Origin of the sequence: Nannocystis exedens (assembly GCF_002343915.1) — a bacterium.
GTDB lineage: Bacteria > Myxococcota_A > Polyangia > Nannocystales > Nannocystaceae > Nannocystis > Nannocystis exedens.
The window spans coordinates 9,910,763-9,934,453 of sequence record NZ_NETK01000001.1 but is presented as its reverse complement, the minus strand read 5'-3'; the positions used below and the strand labels follow the sequence as shown (position 1 = coordinate 9,934,453).

Below are 23,691 nucleotides of genomic sequence, written 5' to 3'. Positions count from 1 at the left end.
CCGTGCCCGCGCGTGCGCCACCTCTTGCCCGCGGGCTTGCCGGGCCCCCCCGACTCCCTCCTATTAATGTCGGACATGACCGAGGCGCCCGCCCTCGCCGCTCGCGGCCTGACCTGTCTGCTCGCCGATCGGGTCCTCTACGACGCCCTCGACCTCGACCTCCGGCGCGGACGGATCTGCGTCGTCGCCGGCCCCAACGGCGCCGGCAAGTCGACCCTCCTGCGCACCCTCGCCGGGCTCGACCGTCCGCAGGCCGGCCACGTCGAGCTGCTCGGCGACCGCCTCGCCGACCTCTCGCCGGCCGCGCGCGCCCGCCGGCTCGCCTATCTGCCGCAGCACTGCCCCGTCGAGCCCGACCTGCACGTGCGTGAGGTCGTCCTCCTCGGCCGGCTGCCCAACCTGCCGCGCTTCGGCCCGCCGCGCGCCGCCGACGCCGAGGCCGCCGCCGCCGCCCTCGCCCGCCTCGGCCTCGGCCCGTTCGCCGAGCGGCCGATCGGTCGGCTCAGCGGCGGCGAGCGCCAGCGCGTCATGCTCGCGCGCATGCTCGCGGCCGAGGCCGCCGTCGTCATCCTCGACGAGCCGGCCGCCGGCCTCGACATCGGCCACGCGCTCGGCCTCTACCGCCACCTGCGGGCCCTCGCGCGCGAGGGCGTCGCCGTCCTCGTCGCCGAGCACGACCTCGACCTCGCCCGCCGCCACGCCGACGACGCCGTCCTGCTCGCCGCCGGCCGCGCCCGCGTCGGCGCCTGCCGCGACGTCTTCAGCCCCGAGCACCTCGGCGCGGCCTTCGGCGTGGTCGCCCACGAGCGAGACGGCCGCCTCTTCTTCGAGGCGCTGCCCGCCCCCTGACCCCCGAGCCGCGGTTCACGACGGCCTGCAGACCCCGGGGCATGTCCTCTCCGGCATGTCCTCGAGCACATGTTTTTTTGAACATGTCTTCTCGAGCATGTCCGTGGACGGCGCGTCGGACCACCTCGCGTAGCGCCCGGCCTCATGCGCGGCTGCGTCGTCGCCGTCGCGGCCCGCCCGCCTCGTCACCGGTCCGCCCTTGAAGGGGTGCAGCGCGACCTTCGTCGCTCAGCGCGGCAACAGCCCCGCGGCTCGCCCGCGGCGCCGCAGCTCGGCCAGCGCCGCCGCCCCCTCCGTCCCCATGTCGCGCGAGAACTCGTTGACGTACAGCGCGATGTGCTGCCGGCACACCTCGTCGCTCAGCTCCTGCGCGTGCGCCTTCACGAACGGCCAGGCCGCGGCCGGGTCGGCCTCCGCCGCCGCGATCGACCGCGCGATCCCCTCTTCCACCGCCCGCACTTGCCCCGCCGGCAGCGAGCGATGGGCCGCGATCACCCCGAGCGGCAGCGGCAGGCCCGTGGCCGCCTCCCACACCTCGCCGAGGTCGGCCACCTGCTGCAGCCCGTGGTCGCGGAACACGAACCGCGCCTCGTGGATCACCAGCCCCGCGTCGACCTCGCCGGCGGCGACCGCCGGCATGATGCGATCGAAGCGCATCGGCACCACCGTCACCGACGCCGGCGCGAAGCAGCGGAGCAGCAGGTGCGCCGTCGTGTACGCCCCCGGGATGGCGATCTTCCGCCCCGCCAGCCCCGCCAGCTCCGTCGCCGCGCGCGCGACCACCAGCGGCCCGCAGCCGCGGCCCAGCGCCGCACCTGTCCGCAAGACCAGGTAATCGCGCTCGACCCAGTAAAGCCCGTGCGCGCTCAGCTTCGTCACCGGCAGCGGCGCCTCGCCGGCCAGCGCGCGCTCGTTGAGCGCCTCGATGTCGGCCAGCCACGGCAGCGGCCGCAGGCCCGGCACGAACTCCGGCACCCGCACCAGCGCGTCGAACATCCACGTGTCGTTCGGACACGGCGAGAACCCGATCGGCAGCGGCTCGCTCATTCGCTCCCCCAGTTCGCGGCCTGCAGTCGCAGCAGCGCCGCCTGCACCCCGGCCACCGCCCGCGGCAGGTCCCACCCGCCCGCGGCCCGGCGCCCGGTTCGATTGCTCACGCACCGAAGCTGCACCCACGGCACCCCGGCCGCGCGACAGGCCCACGCCACCGCCGCGCCCTCCATCGTCTCGACCGTCGCCCCCGTGCCGCAGGCCAGCTCACGCGAGCGCGCGTCCGTCCCGCTGCAGGTGCTGACCGTCGCCCCGCGCACCACCGGCACCGCCAGCACCTGCGCCGCCGCGGCCGTGCGGGCCGGGTCGGCCGGGAGCGGCCCGACCGATCCGAGCCCGAGCTGCGACAGCGGCAGGAACCCGTCGTCGACCGCGACCCCCTCGTCGCCGAGCCAGTCCTCGCCGACCAGGCAGACGTCGCCGACGTCGAGCCTGGCCCCCGGGCCATGTCCTTCGGGATAGGCGCCGCAGACCCCGAACAGCAGCACCCACGCCGGCCGCCGCTCGGCCAGCGCCCGCGTCATGCTCACCGCGGAGGCGACCTTGCCGACGCCGAGGCGCAGCGCCGAGGGCAGCCCGCGGCCCTCGACCTCGGCGGCGCAGACGAGCAGCGGCGCGGTCATGCCCGCAACGATAGCGCACCTCGACGCGCGTCCCACCGGTGACGCCCCGACCGGTCTCACGCGGGGGCAATTTCTTAAACGCGCGATCAATCGCCCAGGACAACTACTTACTCGCGCGAGTAAACATCTCGCCCGCTCGCTACCCATTCCACGAAAGCGCCGCGGACCGGCGCCAGACCGCCTTGCGCCCGCTCCTGCGAAGCCCCCTGCACGCGTAAAACAGCGTGCGCAGCGGCCTTCGCAGGCATCTCGGCCCCATTGCGAATGCTTGTAACGCCGGCCTCGGGTGCGCTAACTAGGCCGCGAGCCTGGTCGATGACACAAACCAACACGGCAGCATTCGTCCGCGTCGAAGGCATCCTGCTCGCCCGCGGCGTGCTCAGCGCGGCGGCCTATCTGGCCGGCAACGCCAAGAAGTTCGGCGAGCGGGCGGTGCGCCTCGGCCTCGTCGGTCTGGCCGCCCCGGTCCACCGCCTGCTCGGGCAGACCGACCGCGCGCTGGCCCACCGCCTCGCCCACCTCGCCATCCGCGGCATGAGCCAGGACCGCGTCGAGGTCCTGTGCGAGGAGTACGCCGAGGATGTCCTGAAGGACACGATCTTGGATCAGGGCCTGGAGCTGCTCAAGCGGCTGCAGGCCGAGGGGCGGCGGGTCGTGCTGCTGTCGGACAGCATCGAGCCGATCATGAAGCCGCTCGCGCGTCACCTCAAGCACTACGACGAGCTCGTCTACAACAAGATCGAGTTCGAGGACGGCGAGGCCACCGGCAAGCTGCTCGACCCGGTCATCGGCTCGAACGTCGGCGGCCGCTGGCTCGACGACTACGCCGCCGCGCACGACCTCGATCTCGCGCGCTGCGCCGCCTACGGCGCCCATGGCCCCGACATGCTGCTGCTCTCGCGCGTCGGCAAGCCGTGCGCCGTCAACCCCGACTTCGTCCTGCGCCGCAGCGCCAAGGACGCCGACTGGCCGATCATCGATTATCGCGACTGACCTTGGGGACAGGAACCGGAGGACACCCGTGAACACGCCGATCTCGATCAAGCACAGCTACGCCGGCCGCCACGTCCTGCTCACCGGGGTCACCGGCTTCCTCGGCAAGGTCTGGCTGGCGATGGTGCTGCAGCACGTGCCGGACATCGGCAGGATCTACGTGCTCACCCGCAAGAAGGCGCTGCGCCCCGCGGCCGACCGGTTCGAGCGCCAGGTCGCGACCTCGCCGTGCTTCCGCCCGCTGCACGAGAAGTACGGCGCCGACATGAGCCGCTTCATCAGCGAGCGGGTCGAGGTCGTCTCCGGCGACGTCTCGCTGCCCGACATGGGCGTCGAGGACCCGGAGGTGCTGGCCCGCCTTCGCCGCGACATCGACCTCGTCGTCAACTGCGCCGGCCTCGTCGACTTCGACCCCGACCTGCGCGACGCCATGACGACCAACGTCGACGGCGCCCGCAACGCCGCCAACTTCGTCGCCGCCTGCGACAAGGCGGTGCTGCTGCACATCTCGACCTGCTACGTCACCGGCAAGCGGAACGGCCTCATCCCCGAGGACATCCGCCCCGACCTCTCGCCCGACGGCCAGCCGTTCGACGTCGAGGTCGAGTGCGCCGACGTCCAGGCCAGCATCGACGCCATCCTCGCCGAGCACGAGTCGCCCGAGATGGACAGGCGCGCCCACGACGACGCGATCAAGCAGATCCGCGAGAAGGGGGGCGACGAGAACAACGCGATGCTGGTGCGCAACACCGCCCGCCGGGTCAAGCGCAACCTGCTCAAGGACGCGATGGTCGCCGAGGGCCAGCGCCGCGCCGGCCGCTGGGGCTTCACCAACATCTACACGTACACCAAGAACATGGCCGAGGCGTGGATCGCCCGCCGCCTCGATCCCGGCCGGTGGAGCATGTTCCGCCCCGCGATCGTCGAGAGCGCCATGAGCTACCCGTTCCCCGGGTGGAACCAGGGCTTCAACACCTGCGGCCCGCTGAGCTACGCGCTCGGCAGCTGGTTCCGCCACCTGCCGTGCAAGAAGGGCAACCCCTTCGACATCATCCCGGTCGACTACGTCTGCCGCGGCATGGCCGTCGCCGGCGCCGCGCTGATGCGGGGCGAGCACGCGCCGGTCTACCAGTGCGGCAGCTCGGACCTCAACCTCCTCACCATCGACCGCGCCGTCGAGCTGGTCGCGCTGGCCCACCGCAAGCACCTGCGCACCCGCGGCGACACCACCCTCGACCGCGTCGTCAAGTCGCGCTGGGACGCGATCGCCGTCACGCCCGACCACCCGCTGCGGATCGAGAACGTGCGCAAGCTGACCGAGTCGGTCGACGAGTGGCTGCGCGACCCGCCGAAGGGCTGGCCCGAGTTCATCCGCCGCCGGCTCACCGACCTCGTCGAGCACACCGAGGACGCGCTCGAGGCGATCGACAAGATCGAGCGCATGTGCGAGCTGTACATGCCGTTCATCCACGACAACCACTTCGCGTTCGTCGCCCGCAACCTCCTGCGGCACCCGGTCGTCGAGCCCGAGTGGGACTGCGACCCGCGCAGCATCGACTGGCGCCACTACTGGATCGACGTCCACATCCCCGGCCTGCGCAAGTGGTGCTTCCCGCTGTTCGAGAACAAGACCCCCGAGAGCTACGCCCCGCGCCACCCCTTCCGCCTGCGCGCGCCCGAGGCCGCGCCCGCGCCCCACGCCGAGGTCGTCTGACACCATGGCCATCTTCCTCACCGGTGCCACCGGATACATCGGCTCGTACGTCGCCGCCGGCCTGCTCGACGAGCACCCGAGCGAGCGGCTCGCCCTCCTCGTGCGCGCCAAGGACCCGGCCGAGGCCGAGCAGCGGCTGTGGAAGTCCATGCAGCTGCACATGGACTTCCCGCGCTTCATCGACCTCGTCCGCACCCGCTGCGACCTCTACCTCGGCGACCTGACCTTCCCGGGCCTCGGCCTCGAGGCCGGCGCGCGCGAGAAGCTGGTCCGCACCATGGACTCGGTCATCCACTGCGCCGCCTCGCTCAACCGCAAGTCGTCGAAGGCGTGCTTCAACGTCAACCTGCGCGGCACCCTCAGCGTCCTCAAGCTCGCGCGCGACGCCCAGGACCAGCACGGCCTGCGTCGGTTCACCGACATCAGCACGGTCGCGGTCGCCGGCGAGCGCAAGAGCGAGGTCGTCACCGAGGACAACACGATCGACTGGGACAAGTCCGACTACGACCCGTACGCGCGGACCAAGAAGTTCTGCGAGCACATGCTGCACGAGCTTTTGCCCGACGTGCAGCAGCTGGTGCTGCGCCCGTCGATCGTGCTCGGCGACAGCCGCTTCCCCGAGACCACCCAGTTCGACATGGTGCGGGCCTTCGTCATGCTCGCCAAGCTGCCGGTGCTGCCGTTCCACCCCGACTGGCGGCTCGACATCGTCCCGGTCGACTACGTCTCCAAGGCGATCGTCACCCTGCACCAGCGCGACAAGCTGGCCCACGACGCCTACAGCCTGAGCTCGGGCACCGCCTCGCTGACCTACCGCCAGGTCGTCGACGCCATGCGCCGCGCCGGCCACCCGGTCAAGCACCGCTTCGTCCCCGGCCTCAACGGCGCCTTCAACCGCGTCGTCGAGACCGCCTCCAACACCCCGCGCGGCTGGGGCCTGTCGCTGCCGGCCTCGCTGCTCAAGGTGTTCCTGCCCTACCTCACCTTCGACACCGTGTTCGACAACCGCCGGGTCGTCGACGCCCTCGGCGAGTCGCCGGCGCCGTTCGACCGCTACGCCTACGGCCTCTACCGCTTCGCGGTCGACCACAACTTCAGCTACCCGTACAAGCCCTGGCCCGGCGGCGCCCAGGTGCGGCAGGTAGCCTAGCCCTTCGAACATGTCCAAGAGCGCACCCGTCAAGAAGACCACCAGCAAGATCTGGGACAAGGTCAAGGACGTCGTCGACCCCGACCGCGCCCTCCAGGCCACCGTCGCCGCCGCCATCGAGGGCGTCGCCGTCCGCCACGTCCTCGGCATGGCGCCCGAGCTGTGGAAGCCGGGCAAGCCGCTCAAGCTGCTGCTCGCCGGCTACGTCGGCACGCGCAACACCGGCGCCGACGTCCGCGTCGAGGAGATGATCCGCCAGCTTCGCCACGTCGTCGGCGACGACGACCTCGAGCTGACGATCATGACCGTCGATCCCAAGCTGACGCGCGGCTACTTCCGCGCCGTCCACCAGATCGAGCTGCCGGCGGTGTTCCCCAAGTTCATCGCCACCGAGTGCCCGAAGCACCACGGCGTCATCGCCTGCGAGGGCTCGATGTTCAAGTCGAAGTTCTCGAGCGCGCTGACCTGCTTCATGGCCGGCGCGCTCGGGCTCGCCAACGCCGAGAACAAGGTCAGCGTCGGCTACGGCGCCGAGGCCGGCAGCATGACCCCGGCGCTCCGCGACTTCGTGCGCGACGCCTGCAAGAAGTCGCTGGTCATCTGCCGCAACGAGCCCTCGCGCAAGGTCCTCGGCGAGCTCGGGATCCGCACCACCTCCGGGGCCGACACCGCCTGGACCTTCGATCCCGCGCCGCTGTCGCGCGGCGCCCAGCTCCTGCGCGACGCCGGCTGGGACGGCCGCCAGAAGGTCCTCGTCGTCTGCCCGATCAACCCGTTCTGGTGGCCGGTCAAGCCCGACCTGCTCAAGTACGCCGCCTACAAGCTCGGCGGGCAGTACAAGCACGAGCACTACAGCGCCTTCTACTTCCACCACCACAGCGAAGCGGCCGACAAGAAGTACAACGCGTACATCCAGGCCCTCGCCGACGGCGTCAACGCGTTCGCCCAGGAGCGCGAGTTCTTCACCATCCTCGTCGGCATGGAGCAGCTCGACCGCCACGCCTGCGAGGACCTGCAGCCGCGGCTCGACCGCGGCGCCGCGCTGTTCGTCAGCGACGAGCACGACATGTACGACCTCGTCAGCGTGCTGCGCAACTGCAGTATGATGATCAGCTCCCGCTTCCACGCGATCGTCACCTCGATGCCGGGCCTCGTGCCCTCCGCCGGCGTCACCATGGACGAGCGGATCCGCAACCTCATGAACGATCGCGGCCACCCGGACATGTTCTTCGAGGTCGACGAGGACGACCTCGGCGACAAGCTGCTGCACACCCTGCGCCGGCTGTGGCGCGACGCCGAGGGCATCAGCGCCGACATCGCCAGGGCGGTCCCGGCCCAGCTGAGGCTCATGGGCCAGATGGGCATCGACTTCATGGACGAGGTCGTGCGCGTCTACCCCGAGTTCCCGCGGCGCGACCTCCCGCGCACCTGGGAAGCCCACCTCCCGCCGCTGCCGGCCAACGTGCAGCGCCTGCTGGAGCGCCACGCATGAGCGACAACTTCCTCGAAGTCATCCACGCCGCCGTCCAGAAGACCCGCGAGGATCAGCTCCTCATCGAGCTCCACGGCAAAGAGCGCCGGCCCACCTCGGCCGCCCAGCTCCTGCACCTCGTGGCCCACGCGCGCGGCTTCCTCCGCAGCCGCGGCGTCAAGCCCGGCGACCGCGTCGCCCTGCTCGCGCCCAACTCGGCCCGGTGGGTCGCCGCCGACCTCGCCATCCTGTTCGAGGGCGCGATCGTCGTCCCGCTCTACAGCCGCCAGGATCCGAAGGAGCTGGCCGTCATGGTGCGGGACTGCACCCCGGTGCTCGTCATCGCCGACGGCTTCGAGCTCGCCGCCGGCCTGCGCAATGCCTGGCCCGAGCACTGCCCGATCGAAGACCTGGCCGACGTCCTCCGCGCCGAGCCCGTGCACGAGGCGCCCCGCCCGGTCGCGCCGGCCGATCCGGTCACCATCATCTACACCTCCGGCACCAGCGGCGAGCCCAAGGGCGTCGTCCTCACCCGCGCCAACGTCGACTACATGCTGCCGCAGACCCGCGGCAGCGTCGACCGCATCACCGGCGGCAAGCGGGCCGACAAGGTGTTCCACTTCCTGCCGTTCTGCTTCGCCGGCTCGCGCATCATGCTGTGGACGCAGCTGTACCGCGGCAACCCGCTGCTGCTGTCGACCGACCTGCAGAACCTCGTCGCCGAGATGGGCGCCGCCGACCCGCACTACTACCTCAACGTACCGGCGGTGCTCGAGCGGATCAAGAACGGCGTCGGCAAGAAGATCGCCGAGCGCGGCGGCGTCGCCCTCGCCCTCTACGGCCGCGGCCAGGCCGCCTTCCGCGCCGTGCGCGAGGGCAAGGCTGGCCTTTTGGACAGGTTGACGCTGGCCGCCGCCAAGAAGCTGGTCTTCAGCAAGATCAAGCAGCAGATCGGCCCCAGCCTCGAATTTTTGATCTGCGGCTCGGCGGCGCTGGCCGAGGAGACGCAGTGGTGGTTCGAGCTCGTCGGCGTGCAGGTCTACCAGGTCTACGGTCTGACCGAGACCACCGCGATCGTCACCATGGACGTCCCCGGCGGCGTGCGCCCCGGCTACGTCGGCCACGCGATCCAGGGCTGCGAGATCAAGATCTCCGACGAGGGTGAGCTGCTCGTGCGCGGCCCGGGCATCTTCGCCGGCTACTGGGGCCGCGAGCAGGCCACCGCCGAGGCGATCCGCGACGGCTGGTTCCACACCGGCGACCAGGGCGACCTCGACCCCACCGGCAACGTCCGCATCATCGGCCGGGTCAAGAACATCCTCGTCCCCGAGTCGGGCCACAACATCGCCCCCGAGCCGATCGAGGAGAAGTTTTTGGCCGCCTGCCCGAAGGCCGAGCAGTGCATGCTGGTCGGCCACGCGCGGCCGTTCCTCGGCATCATCGTCCCCGGCGACGTGCCCAGGGACGCGATCGACGCCGCGCTCGCGGTCGTCAACGCCAGCGTCCCGCACTACAAGAAGATCCGGGCCGTCATCCGCGTGGCCGAGCCGTTCACGATCGAGAACGGCCTCTTGACCGCCAACCAGAAGCTGCGCCGCCGCGCCGTCGAGCAGCGCCACCGCGCCGAGATCGACAAGGCCTACGCGTCATGATCGACTGGACCTACAGCGAGGGCGTGTACGAGCTGACGCTCGCCACGCCGCCCTGCAACGAGATCGGCACCACCATGCTCGCCGATCTGCGCCGCTTCCTCGACCAGATCGATCGCGACGCGCACACCCTGATCCTGCGCAGCGGCCTGCGCCAGGGCTTCTGCGCCGGCGCCGACCTGCGCGAGCTCTACCGCGGCCTGTGCGACGCGCCGAAGGAGCAGCACGGGCCGCAGATCCGCCAGTTCATCGACGCCATCCACGGCGTCATGGACGACCTCGACACGCTGCCGCTGACCACCGTCGGCGTCGTCCACGGCGTCTGCTTCGGCGGCGGCTTCGAGCTCGCGCTCACCTGCGACGTCCTGATCGCCGAGAAGACCGCGCGCTTCTGCTTCCCCGAGCTGCGCCTCGGCATCATCCCCGGCTTCGGCGGCATCCCGCGGCTGCGCCGCGACGTCGGCAACGGCCTCATCCGCGACCTCCTCCTCAGCGGGAGGAGCATCAACGCCAAGAAGGCGCAGGCGGCCGGCCTCGTCAGCCAGGTCGTCGCCGGCGGCGAGGGCATCACCGCCGCGCGCGCGCTCGCGGCCCAGACCGCCAAGTTCGACCCCACCGCGCGCAAGGCCGCCAAGGCCTTCATCAAGAAGCTCCCCGCCGACGAGCTGCTCGCCGAGCGCGAGCTGTTCGTCCGCCTCGCCGAGGGCCCGGCGCTGATGGCCGCCCTCAAGCGCTTCGTCGAGTCCACCGACCTGAGACCGTACCTGCCATGAGCACCACCCTCGACACCCTCATCCGTCTCGCCGCCAAGCGCTTCGGCGCCGACCCGGCCCAGCTCCGCGCCGAGGACGACCTGTTCGAGCGCCTCGGCATCGACAGCTTCCAGGCCGTCGAGCTCATCTCGGACGTCGAGGACGAGTTCGACGTCGAGCTGCCCGACTACGAGCTCCAGGGGATCAAGACGTTCGCCGCCCTGGCGCAGAAGATCGACGCGAGGCGCTAGATGCTCGACCTGGGAAAGCTGTCCTGCCTCGGCGAGGCGCTGCGTGACGCCACCATCACGTACAAGAGCCGGACCGCGCTGATCGAGGCCGATCGCCACCGCGAGAACTCGCGCCACACCTTCGCCGAGCTGCGGGCCGCGGCCGAGCGGTTCGCCGCCGGCCTGCAGGTCCACGGCTTCGGCCCCGGCGATCGCTGCGCGATCGTCATGCAGAACCAGTCGAAGTGGCTGATCGGCGCCACCGGGGCGCTGTGGGCCGGCGCCGTCCTCGTCCCGATCGACTACAAGCTGACCGCGCCCGAGCAGCACGCGCTCATCGCCCACTGCCGCCCGCGCGTCGTCCTCGCCGAGTGGCCGGCGTGGGACAAGCTGCAGCGCGAGGACCCCTCGGTCTTCGAGCGCACCCTCGTCATCGTCACCGAGGCCCCCGAGGGCGCCGGCATCGGCCGCGCCCTGCGCTGGGAGGACCTGCCCCAAGGAGCAGGTTTCACCTACTACCCGCGCGCCCGCGAGGACGTCGCCTGCATCGTCTACTCCTCGGGCACCGGCGGCCTGCCCAAGGGCTGCCAGCTGAGCCACGGCAACTACCTCGCGCAGGCCGAGACGCTCGGCAACCTCTACCCGCTGAGCGAGGGCGATCGTTACTTCTCGATCCTCCCGACCAACCACGCCATCGACTTCATGTGCGGCTTCTTGCTCGCGCTGTTCATGGGCGGCGCGGTGGTCCACCAGCGCACCCTGCGGCCGGCCTACCTCGCCAGCACCATGAAGCGCTACGGCATCACCCACATGGCGCTGGTGCCGACGATCCTCAAGACCCTCGAGAAGAAGATCAAGGACAAGATCGCCGAGCTGCCGAAGTGGCAGCGGCTCGTACTCGACGGCCTCATGGACCTCAACGAGTACGCCACCCGCCAGGCGCCCAACCACGCGCTCAGCAAGACCCTGCTCGCCCCGATCCACGAGTACTTCGGCGGCAAGCTGCGGCTCATGTTCTGCGGCGGCGCCTTCGTCGACCGCAGCAGCGCCGAGTACTTCAACCGCCTCGGCCTGCCGGTCGTGATCGGCTACGGCCTCACCGAGGCCGGCACCGTCCTCACCGTCAACGACCTCAAGCCGTTCCGCGGCGACAGCGTCGGCAAGCCGGTCGCCGGCACCGAGATCGAGCTGCGCGACGTCAACGACGCCGGGGTCGGCGAGGTGTGGGTGCGCGGGCCCACGGTCATGCTCGGCTACCTCGACGCGCCCGAGCTGACCCGCGAGACGATCGTCGACGGCTGGCTGCGCACCGGCGACCTCGGCAGCATCGACGCCGCCGGGCACCTCAAGCTGTTCGGTCGCACCAAGAACATGATCGTCACCGAGGGCGGCAAGAACGTCTACCCCGAGGACATCGAGGCCGCCTTCGGCGACATCGACGACTGCGAGGAGTTCTGCGTGTTCGCGGCCAACTACATCTGGCCGACCGGCAAGATGACCGACGAGCAGCTCATCGTCGTCGTGCGGCCCAAGGCCGGCCTCGACGAGGCCCGCCGCGCCGACCTCATCGACGCCTTCCGCAAGCGCAACCTCCGGCTCGCCGACTACAAGCGGATCTCCGCCTACGTGCTGTGGGACCGCGAGTTCCCGCGCACCGCCTCGCAGAAGATCAAGCGCGACCCGCTCGCCCGCGAGCTCAAACCGCTCGGCCGCGACCTCGCCCTGCGCGAGCTGTGAGCCCGCGGCCCCACCGTCCGTCACGTCCTTTCGCCGCGCGGCCTCCGGCCACGCCCGCCTCCACGGCCCTCCGGGGCCTGATAGCATGCCCGCATGCACGATCCGGCCACCCTCCTCGCAGTCGTCAATCCAGCCGCCGGCGGCGGCGTGTGCGGCAAGCGGGCGCCCGCGGTCGTCGACCGGCTGCGGCAGTCGGGGGTCAAGGTCGACGTCGTCGAGACGCGGGCCGCGGGCCAGGCCACCGAGCTCGCGCGCGAGGCCGTCGCTGCCGGCCGGCGCCACTTCGTCGCCGTCGGCGGCGACGGCACCAGCTACGAGCTGATCAACGGCATCTTCTCCGGGGCGCTGCCGGAGGGCGAGCGGCCCTCGCTCGGCATGCTGCCTCTCGGGACAGGCAACTCCTTCCTCCGCGACTTCACCGATCAGGGCGCCGAGTACGCGATCGAGGCGATCATCGCCGGCAAGACCCGGCCGTGCGACGTCGTTCGTTGCACGCACACCCGCGGCGCGCTGCACTTCATCAACATCTTCAGCATCGGCTTTGTCGCCGACGTCGGCGCCACCCGCAACCGCAACTTCTCCGGCCTGGGCGAGTTCGGCTACACGCTGAGCACCGTGCTGCGGGTCGCCGCGCTGCGGCCGTACACCTTCCCGATGCAGGTCGACGGTCACCCCGAGGACCGCGAGCCGCTGACCTTCCTCTCGTTCAACAACAGCCGCTTCACCGGCGGCAAGATGATGATGGCGCCCGACGCCAACACGCGCGACGGCCTGCTCGACATCATCCGGGTCGGCCGCCTGGGCCGGATCGGCCTTCTGCGCACCTTCCCCAAGATCTTCAGCGGCACGCACGTGCAGCACCCGGCCGTGCGCTGCTACCAGGCCCCCGGCCTCGACCTCCGCCTCGCCGAGGACATCGACGTCATGGTCGACGGCGAGATGATCAAGATCAACCCGCGCCGGCTGGAGGTCGTCCCCGGCGCGCTCGACGTCCGGACGTGAGAAAATGGTGTTCAAGATCCTCAAGAAGGCAGCACAGGTCGTCTATTCGGCCGCGGTGTGGACGGTCTCGTTCGCGTGGATGGGCGCCGTCGCCGTCACGTGGGCGGCCGTGTCCACGGTGATCCCGTCGCGCAAGACCCACAACTACATCGGCGGGCCCGGCATGGGCGCGGTCCTCAAGATCACGCTGTCGCGGGTCGAGATCATCTACGACCCCGACTTCGATCCCGAGCGGCGCGGCGTGTTCATGCAGAATCACGTCAACCTGCTCGACGCGCACGCCGCCTGCGCCGCCATCCCGCACGCGTTCTGCGGGCTGATGAACGCCTGGCAGTTCAAGATCCCGATGTACGGCTGGATCATGAAGCTCGCCGACGGCATCCCCGTGCCCAACGGTTCGAACCGTTACCGCGCCATCGCCGAGGCCGCGCGCGACCGGGCCAAGAAGGGCATCTCGATCCTCGCCTTCCCGGAGGCCCACCGCACGCTCGACGGCAAGGTCGCCGAGTTCAAGCGCGGCGTGTTCTGGATGGCCCGGATCGCCGGCCTCCCGGTCATTCCGTTGGCCACGCACGGCATGTACGATCTGATGCGCAAGGGCTCGTACCTGCTGACGCCGACCAAAATCACGATCTACGTCGGCGCCCCGATCGAGACGAAGGGCCTGTCCGACGCCGAGCTGGCGAAGGTCATGGAGCGCACGCACAAGATCATCGCCGACTTCGCCGAGCGCGGCATCGTGCCCGGCCGCGCCGCGCCGATCCCCTCCGACGCCACGCCGATCGCCTCCGGCGCCTGATCCTCGGCCACATGTCCGAGTCGGCGATCGGGGTCGGTGGATCCTCCGTCTGCATGTCGCGGCGGCGGAGATGTGGGACCTGGATCATCGCGGCGGTGTGACGGTCATCGGCGGCGTCACACTGCCGCGATTTCCTTTCGAGTTTCGGGCCGCGCGCGCGGCGTCGCCGGGTGGCATTCCTCGTTTCACGCCCGGGTGTGTGTGACGAACGCACGAACGGCACAGCGCTCGGGGAGGCCGCAGTCGGGGACTGCTGGGGCTGCCCGTCCGCACAAACGCGCTCGCCTTGCGCGCCCGCGAGACCTCGATCATCCCGATAGGCCAGGAGAAGATGGGACCATGACTCGAGGGATTTGGCTGGCACTGGTCTGTTCGGTTGTGGCCTGTGATGTCGTCGAGAACGACATTGGAACAGCGATTACGCTGCGCAGCGACGTCGGCAACGGCCTCGAGTTGAACTCTGCCCGGATGAACGGGCAGCAGTTCAACGGCATGCGCATGAACGGGATCAACCTCAACGGCATGCGCATGAACGGCTGGACCGTCAACGGCATCAACCTCAACGCCATCAACCTCAACGGCAGCAGCTTCTCCGCCACCATGGTCGTCGACGGCACCCCCGTGCAGGTCAGCGGGGACGACCTCATCGGATCGCTGCTCACCCTCGAGGGCAGCAGCGAGACCTACGTCCTGCGCTTCGACGACATCTACCTGAACCCCGCCGATCCCGACGGTGACGTGTGGTTCTACGACATCTCCGTGCAGGACGCCTCGGAGGGCACCTGGTCCAGCCTCTGCTACGACCACGACGGCCAGCCGACCCAGGCGATCGCGATCGGCAACTACTGGGACACCGTCACCGGCGATCGCATCGACGACGCCAGCGTCGTCACCTTCGCCTGCCGCGACGCCGTGCTCGCCAAGTGCGTCGAGTGGGGCTATCGCCCGTGGGCCACCGTCGCCGGTGTGTCGCTCACCGACCACCACCAGGCGTGTACGCGGCTCGCCCGCGCCGACTACTGCGGCGACGGGACCCCGCACACCTTCACCGGCACGCCGATCGACGTGTTCGACGCCCTCAGCCCGGCGATCCAGAGCCCGGCCACGCTGGCCCTGCAGAACTGGGGCATCGAGGCCGAGTGGGGCCCGGACGGCGCCGTCTGTGTCGGCGACCAGATGCGCCTCAAGATGCTCGACGACGCCGGCATCTCCTACGAGTACCCGCCCTGCCTCGACGCCATCGACGACATCAGCGGTTGCGGCAGCTTCGGCGGTGACCGCGGCGGCCTCCTGGCCGATCGCTACTGCGACCAGTGGCAGTCCGATCCCGGCGCCTGCGACGGCTCCCAGCCGGGTTGATCCGCCCGCCCCGGGACACCTGACTCTTCGACCAGATGCCCAGCCGACCCGCCGCTCGTGGTATGGAGGCGGGATGAGCCGGATCCGGATCGGCGACCACACCTGGACCTTCGACGCCGCCTCGCTCGAGCTCTACCACTGCATGAGCTCCGAGGCCGACTGGAACCTCGCGCTCGTCCGCGCCGGCGCGACCCTGTGGCTGGCCGGCACCGTCGTCCCCGGGCCGCGCTCGCCCGAGGCGCTGCTCGGCGCCGAGGTCTCGGTCGACCTGCGCTCGCTCGACGAGGTCGCCGGCGCCCTGCTCGGCCGCCACGTCACCCTCTACCCCGGCGGCCAGGACGTCTGCGCGCTCCGCTTCCGCCTGGCCGCCTCGCCCGGCGGCGTGCGCCTGGCCGCCTCCGCGGGCTGCGACTGGGACCGCTACCTCAAGACCTTCGACCACGACCGGCCGGTCGACCTCGAGCTCGACATCGACGCCGCCGTGGTCGCGCTGCACCCTGGCAACCTGCCCTGAAGGGCATGCTCCCTCGCGCAGGTCTTCTTTACATGTCCTCCGGGACATGCTCCCTGGAGACCGCGCCGAGGTGAGCCGGGCCCGGATCGGACAGCGTCACGAGCCGGCGATCGCCGCGCAGCCCCCGGGTTGACGCCCCCCCACGCCCCGTCGGGGATGCCGCGCGGGGCGAGACCACCGCGACCCCGACCACCGGCGAGCCGCCCACGGCCACCACCGCCGACGCCACCCGCACGACCACCGGCGAGCCGCTGGGCCCGTGCGACGGCCCCCGGCCCGGCCTCGACCACACCGGGGTGCCGCCGGGCGTGCGCCTCGTGCCGAGCGGCTCGATCACCGTCGACGAGGACGGCGCCGTCGTCGAGGGCCTCGACGTCGACGGCACGATCACCGTGCCGGCCGACGATGTCACGTTTCGCAACGTCCGGCTCCGCACCGACGACTCCTACCCGATCCGCTACTTCGACGAGGACAACGTCGGCCTCGTCGTCGAAGACAGCCGCACGGCTCACTTGTTGAGGCGGAACATCCCCGACTGACTCGCCGGGCGCAGCTTGGCCAGCAGCGGCTCGACCTCGCGGCTCAGCGCCTGCTCGTCGGCCTTGCCGATCGACGCGCCGCACGACAGCAGGGCGAACGCCACGTAGTCGTACATCATCTCGCGGACCAGCACCTCGGGCTCGCCGCCGAGGGCGCGACAGATGTTCGTCGCGTTGCGGTCGATCATCTGCCCGTTGAAGCCGCCGTGCTCGAACGGACCTGCCCCGCGGAACAGGTCGTCGTAGGACCCGCGGGCGAACCCGGCCATCGCATTGCGGAACACGGTGCCGCGGCCGGCCATGTCGGCGCGCTGGTGGATCGCCCGCAGCGCCGTGTTGGCCAGCTCGACCGCCTCGGCCGCGCCGCCGCGCAGCCGCGGCGGCAGGATGATCACGTGCTGCGACTGCGTCAGCTGGAACAGCATCTCGGTGACCTGGAACTCGCCGAGCCCGGTCGAGCGGCCGAGCTGCTCGACGCTCTGCGTCCCGTCGATCGCGTTCCACAGCGGCATCACCTCGTTGCCCGGGGCCAGCGCGCCCGGCCGCTTCTTCGGGATGTACTGCGACGACGGGATCCACGGGCGGAAGTAGCGGATGCCGTCGAGGCGCACGATCAGGTGCATCAGCAACGACGTCGCGCTGTGGACCTGGCGGAACGGCAGGCGCGAGTCCTCGTAGCCGTCGAGGAACGCGTAGAGGCCGTCGTCGGCCATCAGCACCGAGAACACGACCTCCTCGACCTGGCGGCCGAGCAGGCTCAGCACCTGCTCCTCGGTGAGGGCGCCCATCGCCACCGCGGCCACGCCGAACCGCTCGCCGGTCTTGCGCGCCCGGATGAGCACGTCGCCGAGGACCTCCTCGTGGACCACGCCGAAGCGGTAGGCGATGCTGCCGAGCAGCTCGTCGCCGGCGTCCGACTGCACGCCGACGATCGACCCGTGCTCGAAGAACAGGCTGCGCGAGTGCTCCGAGTCCTGCACCACCAGCTCGCCGCGCCAGCCGACCTGCGCCAGCAGGGCGATCACGTCGGCCATCGCCCCCGGGCCCGTGATCTCGCCGGCGATCCGGACCACCGCGCCGTCCTCCCGGTCGCGCCGGCCGTCGGCGCCGACGTAGCGCATGAACACGAGGTGCCGCGGGGACGGCATGATCCGGAACGCGCCTTCGCGGGTGCGCATCCGCTGCGTGGCGACCTCGCCCAGCGGATGCGCCGCCCCCGTCCCGTCGATCCAGACCAGCTCGTCCTGCGCGTGCTTCATGGGGTTCGGCACCGCACTGTAACACCTGTCCGTCCCGTTCTCACCCTGGCGCACGCGGCCCCCGGTCCGGTCGGCCGGTGACGCGGCGGGGACCCCCGACCGTGCATGAACTTTGGCGCCTGCTCTTTGGGTCAGCCGACCCCAGCCCTGCACTAGCGCCGCGCCCTGGAATTTCGACCCACGCGGGCGCCCGGGGCGAGATCGCGCTCAGGCCTCGGGCAGCACCACGAACGCGAACTCGCCGGGCGTCGCGGTCCCGAGCGTGTCGACCACCAGGAAGTAGGTGCCGGGCTGCAGCGGCCCCTCGAGCTCGCGGTCGGCTCGCTTCACGCACGTGCCGGCGTCGGTCAGCGTCAGCAGGTGGAGGTCGACGTCGACGTCGCCCTGGTCGAACACCAGCGCGCGGATCGAGGTCGCCTCGGTGATCGTCAGCGCGTACACGTACTCGGGCCCGTCCTCGCCCTCCGTCATGCAGGCGCCGGCGTAGGTATCGAGCTCGTCGCTGGGGCTGTCGGCGGTGCTGCGCATGTCGGCGAACGGGAGGCCCGGGATCGCGATCGGCTCGGCGAGCGTGCCGGCGCCGAGCAGCGTCGGCGCGGTCGCGTCGGGCGGCGCGGCGCCGTCGACCACCACCGGCTTGACGCGCGCGAGCGACTCGAGGGTGACGAGGTTGCGGCGGTTGTAGCCGCTGGTGCTGCCGGAGAAGCCGAGCGCGCACGGGGCCGGGGTGACCATGTCCCCGGCGAGCGCGACGCTGAGGTCGATGCCGTCGGCCGCGAGCCCGAAGCCCGGCAGGCCGGACAGCTCGAGGTTGAGGTCGATCAGCGGGATCTTGCGCCCCTGCGCGAGCGCGCGGACGAACGCGTTGTAGCGCGCGACGTAGGCCTCGATGCCGGCCGGCATGGTCCGCGTCGGCATGGTCGACAGGATCGGGATGGTGCCGCCGGCGATCAGCGTGTCGACCACGAGCGTGAGGTTGTCGGCGAACGTGAACACGCCGTCGGGCGGCGGCACCTCGAGCTCGGCGGTGCCCAGCAGCACCAGCGCGAAGCGAGGGCTGATCTCGGTGACCTCGTTGACGAGCGGCGACGGCATCCCGGTCAGCACGTCGACCCCGCTCCACCCGGCCATCGCCGCCAGGCTGACGCGGCTGAACGAGGTCGTGCCCATGCCCGCCGCGGTCGCGTTGAAGTAGTCGACCGTGGGCTGCAGCTCCGCCGGGAGCTCCATGACTTGCATGGCGTCGGCGAGGCAGTGCAGGAAGTTGGTGCTGGCGGTGCTCGAGCCGCCGACCTTGGCGAACACGCCGTCGTTCTTCATCCCGTTGGCCTTGATCGCGGTCAGCGACGCGGCGACCTCGGCGGTGATCGGCGAGTGGACCTCGTCGAACGGGTAGTACTCGCCGAGCACGGTGGGCTCGCCGGTGGTCGTGGTCTCGGTGTCGCCGGGCTCCGAGGTCAGGGTCTCGCCGTCGGTCGTGCTGGTGGTCGTGGTCCCGCCCGTCTCGGTCGTCGGCCCGGTGGTGGTCGTCGGGTCGGTCGAGGTCGGCATCGCCGTCGTGGCGGTCGTGCCGAGGGTCCCGCTGGTGTCGCCGTCGAGCGGCGCTCCCTGTGCGCACCCGACCGCCAGCGCGGCGACCGGTCCGATAATCCATCGCGTCATGGCCCGGCAGGGTACACCATGTCGGCGGCGTAACACCGGCACGCCGGCCCTCCGGACGGCCCGAGAGCGCGCCTGGGCCCGCCTGGGGGACGTCCGGCGAACGCAGGTGCGCCTGTCCTCCGGCCGCCCGATGCGCACCGGAGCGCCCTCCTCGGGCGCCCGCGCGCGTCTTCGCAACCTCGGCACAACCTGTCCTCCCGGACATCCGCACATCGGGGTCGCACGGACGCCGCGCTTGCAGGCGACGCCCGCGTCACGAGACCCATCTCAGCGCCCGAGGCGAGACAATTGCCCCCACGCGTGCGCCTCGAGACTTGATGTCGCAGGCATGTCGCGACGCGAACGCGGGTGGCCGTCGGCATGTGCTTTCGGACAGGCCGATCCTCCGCGCGTCGCCTCCACCCGTGCGCTCTAACGCCTGTCCCTTCGAACAGGTGCTCGGCCCCGTGGCGGCCGACCCTCGCCCGGCTCCGCGACCTGTCCCTCGTCAAAGAATGTCAGTCGCCGCGCCCGGCGCGGCCGAGGAAGAAGCCCGCGACGCCGCCGGTCACGCCCCACGAGGTGGCGCCGGGGATCTCCGGGACCGCGGCCTCCAGTCGCTGCCAATTCACCGCCGCGAACACCCGCAGGTGCTGCAGCAGCACCCAGTTCACCCCGGCCGACGTCGCCGTGATGCCGTTGCCGACCACGTCACGGGCGCCGACGCGGAAGCGCTCGAAGCGGGCCGACAGCTCGACCGCGCTGTCGCGCACGCGTCGGCTCGCCAGCCGCGGCAGCAGCGTCGCCGGATCCTTGTCCTGGCCCGTCACCACCGCGCCGATCTGCGCGTAGCCGCCGGCGCCGATCTGCTGCGGCAGCGGATCGCCGGGCGTGAACGGGTCGCCGTCGGTGTCGCGCTCGCGCGAGTCGTAAGTGTAGAAGAACTCGCCGCGGGCCGAGAGGAAGCGCCAGAACAGCCCGCCGCCGGCCGTGAAGCGCCGCGAGGCGCCGCTGCTCGGCAGGCCGTGGAAGAAGTCGAAGCCGAACGCGGTGGTCAGCGTCGGCGTGAAGCCGTTCGTCTTGTGGTAGGCGAACACCGACGCCACCAGCCGGAGCTGCGGGCCGCGCTTCAGGAACGCCAGCGGGCTGACCTGCAGCTTGCCGGCGAACGCGATCTTGGTGTTGTTGGCCTCGCGGTTCTGGCCGATGCCGGAGAACACCGCGGCCGTCACCTCGGCCCAGCGCCAGAAGTCGTAGGCCACCTCGAGGCCGACGTGGCGCCCGGGCGCGGCGGCCTGCATCGACAGCGGCGCGCGCGGCAGCTCGTCGACCAAGTCGGGCGCGTTGAAGCGCAGCCCGAACGGCGCCTTGAACTGGCCGGCGCGCAGCCGCAGCCGCGGGGCCGCGGCCCAGGCGATGAACGCGTCGAACAGCTGCGGCCCCTTGGCCTGCGCCGCCTCGATCGTCACGAACGCCGTGACCGGCCCGACCTGGACCCCGCCGCCGATCCGCGCGCCCGCCAGGCTGATGTTGCTGTAGCCCTCGCGCGGCGCCGAGTACCAGGTCGCGTCGGTGCGGATCCACCCGTACGGGAAGAACTGGAAGCGCTCGCGCGAGGGCGTGGGTGTCCCTCCGGGCATGTCCTTCGGGGCAGAGGGTGAGGCCGCCGCGGCGACCGTACCGGAGATGTCCCTGGGGACAGACGACGAGTCCGCGGCAGGCGACGTGTCCTCGGAAACAGGTTCAGGCACGCCTGGCTGCGGGGCAGCGCCCGGGCCCGCCGCGCCGCCCGAACGCGGCTGCAGCGCGGAGCCCGCGGCCTCCCCCGCCCGGCCCTGCGCAGCCATCGGCGCCCCGCTCGTCGGCGCGGCCTCGGCGCGACGCCCGGCGCGCGCGTCCGGCGACGCCGGCATGTCCCCCGGGACATCCGGCGGCGCGCCTGCGAGACCCGCTCCGGGGCTCGCAGAGGACATGCCCTTTCCGCCAGGTTCGTTCTCACCTGACTGTTTGGACATATCCTTCCGGCCATCCTCACTCGCCCCCGGCGCGCCCTCGCGGACCTCGGGCACCGGGGCGCTGGTGATCTCCTCGACCGGGACGGCCCACAGCGCCGCGGCGATGGTGATCGTCGTCGGGTCCACGGGCGCTCAGCAGGCCGGCACGACCACGATTTGCTGGGTGTCGCGGGCGGACACGAAGATCCGGCCGACGCCGTCGAACGCGATCCCCCGCGGCTCCCAGTCGCCCTCCGCGACCGTCGAGATCGCCCCGTCCTGCGTCACCCGGTAGACCCGGCCGGTGCTGTTGGCGGTGTCGTAGGACAGCACCAGCAGGGCCCCGTCGGCCGTCGTCTCCATCAGGTCGAGCGACTCGAACTCGTCGGACACCAGCGTGAGCGCCGGGGCGGCGGCCTTCAGGTCGAGCTTGAACAGCTGCCGCCGCGCCTGGTCGCCGACGAACAGCGTGTCGCCGAGCACCGCGATCCCGAGCGGCTTGGCGAGGCCGCCGACGATCATGGTCTCGACGCCGGCCACCGGGTCGACGCTGGCGATCCAGCCGGTGTACACGTCGTCGGCGTCGCGCGAGTAGGTGGCCACGTAGAGCAGCCCGCGCGCGTCGTCGTAGTCGAGGCCGACGCGGCGCCACTCGGCGTCGACGCCCGCGAGCGCCTCCGGCGTGCCGCCGGGCGCGACGCGGAAGATCGCCCCGAGCCCCGGCATCCCGAAGCCGAAGCGCGGCAGGTAGAGCGTGCCGTCGGCGGCGAAGTCGAGGTCGCCGAGGCCGTCCGAGCCGGGGTCGCCCGAGGGGTTCGGGATGTCGGCGAACACCTCGATCTCCCCGTCCTCGTCGCGCACCAGCACGCGGTTGTCGTCGTCGTCGGCGATGTACAGCCGTTGCTCGTCGGCGCGGTAGTAGAGCCCGTTGGGCTCGGCCTGCACGTCGATGCGGTACGGCGGGAACGTCTCGCACTGGGCCGGCGCGCCCGTCGTCGGCGCTTCGGCCGTGGTCGCGGTCCCCGTCGCCTCCGTGCCGGTCTCGGTCTCGGTCGCGGTCGTCGTGGCCTGCGGCACGCAGGCCGACAGCGCCGCCATCATCGCAAGCACGCGTGTCTTCATGAGCTGCTCCAAAGGTCAGGCGGCGTCGAGCTCCGCCACGCGGTCGCCGCAGCCGCGCACGTCGTAGCCCAGCGACGACAGCTCGCGGCGGAACGCCGCCGACGTCATCGCCTCGAGGAATCGCACCAGCCGCGGGTCGGCCAGCAGCGCCCGCGGGAGCGCCAGGTCGTAGCGCTCCTCGGCCAGCGGCACGAACTCGAGGCCGAACGCGATCGCCGCGTCGCGCGTGGCCACGCCGACCTCGCCCGCCCCGCTGGCGATCGCCTGCGCCACCTCGAGGTGACCGCTCGCCCGCACCGGCGCCGCTTCGGCCAGCGTCGCCGACAGGCCCGCGCGCAGCAGCTCGCGCTCGAGCAGCCGCCGCGAACCGGAGCCGGTCTCGCGCGCGACCAGCCGCAGCCCGCGCCGGCCGAGGTCGGCCGCGCCGCGGATCTTCCGCGGATTGCCGGGCGCCAGCAGCAGCCCCGCCTCCCACCGCGCCAGCGTGATCAGCACGATCGCCGCCGGCGTGTGCTTGCGGACGTCGGGCACGTTGGCCTCGCCGGTGCGCCCGTCGACCAGATGCACCCCGGCCACGTGGGTGCGCTGGGCCGCCAACGCCGCCAGCGCCTGCGTGCTCGAGCGCGGCAGCCACAGCACCCGCCCCGCCCCCGCGCGCCCGCTCAGGCGATCGGCCAGCACCCCCAGCGCCGCCGCGCAGCCCATCACGATCAGGTTGTCCTGCGCCTCGGTCCGCGGCCGCACCAGCTCGACCTGGACCCGCCCGCGCCGCTTCGGCGCCTCGGCCACGATCGCGTCGGCCGCCAGCCGCATCGCCTCGCCCGTCAGCGGATACGACACCCAACGCCCGCCGACGTGCGCCAGCGCCACTCGCCCCGCCTGCACCGGCTCCGCCGGCTCGGCCTCGATCCGCGCCTCCGCGGCGGCGAGCGCGAACAGCTCCTCGACCCGGCAATCCAGCGCCCGCGCCAGCCGCAGCGCCACGTCCACCGCCGGCGTCGCCCGCCCGGCCTCGATCGCCCCGACGCTCTGCCGCGACAGGCTCGCCGCCGCCGCCAGCTCGCTCTGCGACAGCCCCCGGGCCTCCCGCACCGCCCGCACCCGATTCGGCTCGCTCTCGGACATGACAAGTATTCTTTCCAGGATGGAAAGCTTGCTTGTCAAGCGGCGATCGACCCGCCCTCACTGCAAAAACGTGCAGTCGCCGTCGCGGCGCGCCGATCGACACGCCGTCCGGGCACCTG

At 71.6% G+C, this 23,691-nt stretch carries 21 protein-coding genes; 14 read left to right on the top strand and 7 right to left on the bottom strand.

The window, feature by feature from the left end:
• Window positions 1-75: 75 nt before the first annotated feature.
• On the top strand, window positions 76-849 hold the full coding sequence (locus NAEX_RS38675) for an ABC transporter ATP-binding protein (protein WP_170136374.1): 774 nt from the start codon (window positions 76-78) through the stop codon (window positions 847-849).
• Between the two features lie 228 nt (window positions 850-1,077).
• Here NAEX_RS38675 and NAEX_RS38670 read toward each other — a convergent pair whose 3' ends face one another.
• A complete protein-coding gene (locus NAEX_RS38670; protein ID WP_096332479.1) occupies window positions 1,078-1,896 on the bottom strand; it encodes a 1,4-dihydroxy-6-naphtoate synthase in 819 nt (272 codons plus the stop codon).
• Window positions 1,893-2,522, bottom strand: coding sequence for a futalosine hydrolase (gene mqnB / locus NAEX_RS38665; RefSeq protein WP_170136373.1), 630 nt, complete (start codon window positions 2,520-2,522; stop codon window positions 1,893-1,895). The genes NAEX_RS38670 and mqnB overlap by 4 nt, the downstream gene beginning before the upstream one ends.
• A gap of 315 nt (window positions 2,523-2,837) precedes the next feature.
• On the opposite strand from mqnB, the gene NAEX_RS38660 reads away from it, so the two are divergent.
• The 13 genes from NAEX_RS38660 to NAEX_RS38595 all read left to right on the top strand — a co-directional run bounded on the left by NAEX_RS38660 (window position 2,838) and on the right by NAEX_RS38595 (window position 16,431).
• Complete coding sequence (locus NAEX_RS38660; protein ID WP_170136372.1) at window positions 2,838-3,515, top strand: HAD family hydrolase; 678 nt, start codon at window positions 2,838-2,840, stop codon at window positions 3,513-3,515.
• 28 nt (window positions 3,516-3,543) lie between these two features.
• Window positions 3,544-5,229 (top strand): SDR family oxidoreductase, encoded by a 1,686-nt coding sequence (locus NAEX_RS38655; protein ID WP_170136371.1) that lies wholly within the window; start codon window positions 3,544-3,546, stop codon window positions 5,227-5,229.
• 4 nt (window positions 5,230-5,233) lie between these two features.
• Window positions 5,234-6,379, top strand: a complete 1,146-nt coding sequence (locus NAEX_RS38650) for an SDR family oxidoreductase (protein ID WP_096332475.1) — start codon at window positions 5,234-5,236, stop codon at window positions 6,377-6,379.
• Between the two features lie 10 nt (window positions 6,380-6,389).
• Entirely contained in the window at window positions 6,390-7,871 is a 1,482-nt protein-coding gene (locus tag NAEX_RS38645) for a polysaccharide pyruvyl transferase family protein (RefSeq protein WP_096332474.1), read from the top strand.
• Complete coding sequence (locus NAEX_RS38640; protein WP_096332473.1) at window positions 7,868-9,502, top strand: AMP-dependent synthetase/ligase; 1,635 nt, start codon at window positions 7,868-7,870, stop codon at window positions 9,500-9,502. The genes NAEX_RS38645 and NAEX_RS38640 overlap by 4 nt, the downstream gene beginning before the upstream one ends.
• Entirely contained in the window at window positions 9,499-10,272 is a 774-nt protein-coding gene (locus NAEX_RS38635) for an enoyl-CoA hydratase/isomerase family protein (protein WP_096332472.1), read from the top strand. Before NAEX_RS38640 ends, NAEX_RS38635 begins: the two co-directional genes overlap by 4 nt.
• Window positions 10,269-10,502: an acyl carrier protein gene (locus NAEX_RS38630; RefSeq protein ID WP_096332471.1), complete on the top strand. Its 234-nt coding sequence runs from the start codon at window positions 10,269-10,271 to the stop codon at window positions 10,500-10,502. The genes NAEX_RS38635 and NAEX_RS38630 overlap by 4 nt, the downstream gene beginning before the upstream one ends.
• Window positions 10,503-12,218 (top strand): AMP-binding protein, encoded by a 1,716-nt coding sequence (locus NAEX_RS38625; protein WP_096332470.1) that lies wholly within the window; start codon window positions 10,503-10,505, stop codon window positions 12,216-12,218.
• 93 nt (window positions 12,219-12,311) lie between these two features.
• The gene (locus tag NAEX_RS38620; RefSeq protein ID WP_096332469.1) at window positions 12,312-13,220 is read left to right on the top strand and encodes a diacylglycerol/lipid kinase family protein; all 909 of its coding nucleotides are present in this window, start codon (window positions 12,312-12,314) and stop codon (window positions 13,218-13,220) included.
• A 4-nt stretch (window positions 13,221-13,224) separates the two neighbouring features.
• On the top strand, window positions 13,225-14,019 hold the full coding sequence (locus tag NAEX_RS38615; protein ID WP_096332468.1) for a lysophospholipid acyltransferase family protein: 795 nt from the start codon (window positions 13,225-13,227) through the stop codon (window positions 14,017-14,019).
• A gap of 339 nt (window positions 14,020-14,358) precedes the next feature.
• Window positions 14,359-15,378 (top strand): ADYC domain-containing protein, encoded by a 1,020-nt coding sequence (locus tag NAEX_RS38610; RefSeq protein ID WP_143141009.1) that lies wholly within the window; start codon window positions 14,359-14,361, stop codon window positions 15,376-15,378.
• Window positions 15,379-15,451: 73 nt separating this feature from the next.
• Window positions 15,452-15,892, top strand: a complete 441-nt coding sequence (locus NAEX_RS38605) for a hypothetical protein (RefSeq protein WP_096332466.1) — start codon at window positions 15,452-15,454, stop codon at window positions 15,890-15,892.
• A 308-nt stretch (window positions 15,893-16,200) separates the two neighbouring features.
• Window positions 16,201-16,431 (top strand): hypothetical protein, encoded by a 231-nt coding sequence (locus NAEX_RS38595; protein WP_143141010.1) that lies wholly within the window; start codon window positions 16,201-16,203, stop codon window positions 16,429-16,431.
• Here the strand turns inward: NAEX_RS38595 and NAEX_RS38590 are convergent.
• The 5 genes from NAEX_RS38590 to NAEX_RS38570 form a co-directional block, all read right to left on the bottom strand.
• Window positions 16,401-17,690 (bottom strand): DUF4388 domain-containing protein, encoded by a 1,290-nt coding sequence (locus NAEX_RS38590; RefSeq protein ID WP_096332463.1) that lies wholly within the window; start codon window positions 17,688-17,690, stop codon window positions 16,401-16,403. The genes NAEX_RS38595 and NAEX_RS38590 overlap by 31 nt on opposite strands.
• A gap of 207 nt (window positions 17,691-17,897) precedes the next feature.
• The gene (locus NAEX_RS51420) at window positions 17,898-19,352 is read right to left on the bottom strand and encodes an SGNH/GDSL hydrolase family protein (RefSeq protein WP_096332462.1); all 1,455 of its coding nucleotides are present in this window, start codon (window positions 19,350-19,352) and stop codon (window positions 17,898-17,900) included.
• Between the two features lie 497 nt (window positions 19,353-19,849).
• Window positions 19,850-21,472 carry a porin family protein gene (locus NAEX_RS38580; RefSeq protein WP_143825717.1) on the bottom strand — a complete coding sequence of 541 codons (1,623 nt, stop codon included), beginning with the start codon at window positions 21,470-21,472 and terminating at the stop codon, window positions 19,850-19,852.
• A 6-nt stretch (window positions 21,473-21,478) separates the two neighbouring features.
• Window positions 21,479-22,447 carry an NHL repeat-containing protein gene (locus tag NAEX_RS38575; protein WP_143141011.1) on the bottom strand — a complete coding sequence of 323 codons (969 nt, stop codon included), beginning with the start codon at window positions 22,445-22,447 and terminating at the stop codon, window positions 21,479-21,481.
• 15 nt (window positions 22,448-22,462) lie between these two features.
• Complete coding sequence (locus NAEX_RS38570; protein ID WP_096332459.1) at window positions 22,463-23,572, bottom strand: substrate-binding domain-containing protein; 1,110 nt, start codon at window positions 23,570-23,572, stop codon at window positions 22,463-22,465.
• Window positions 23,573-23,691: the final 119 nt, after the last annotated feature.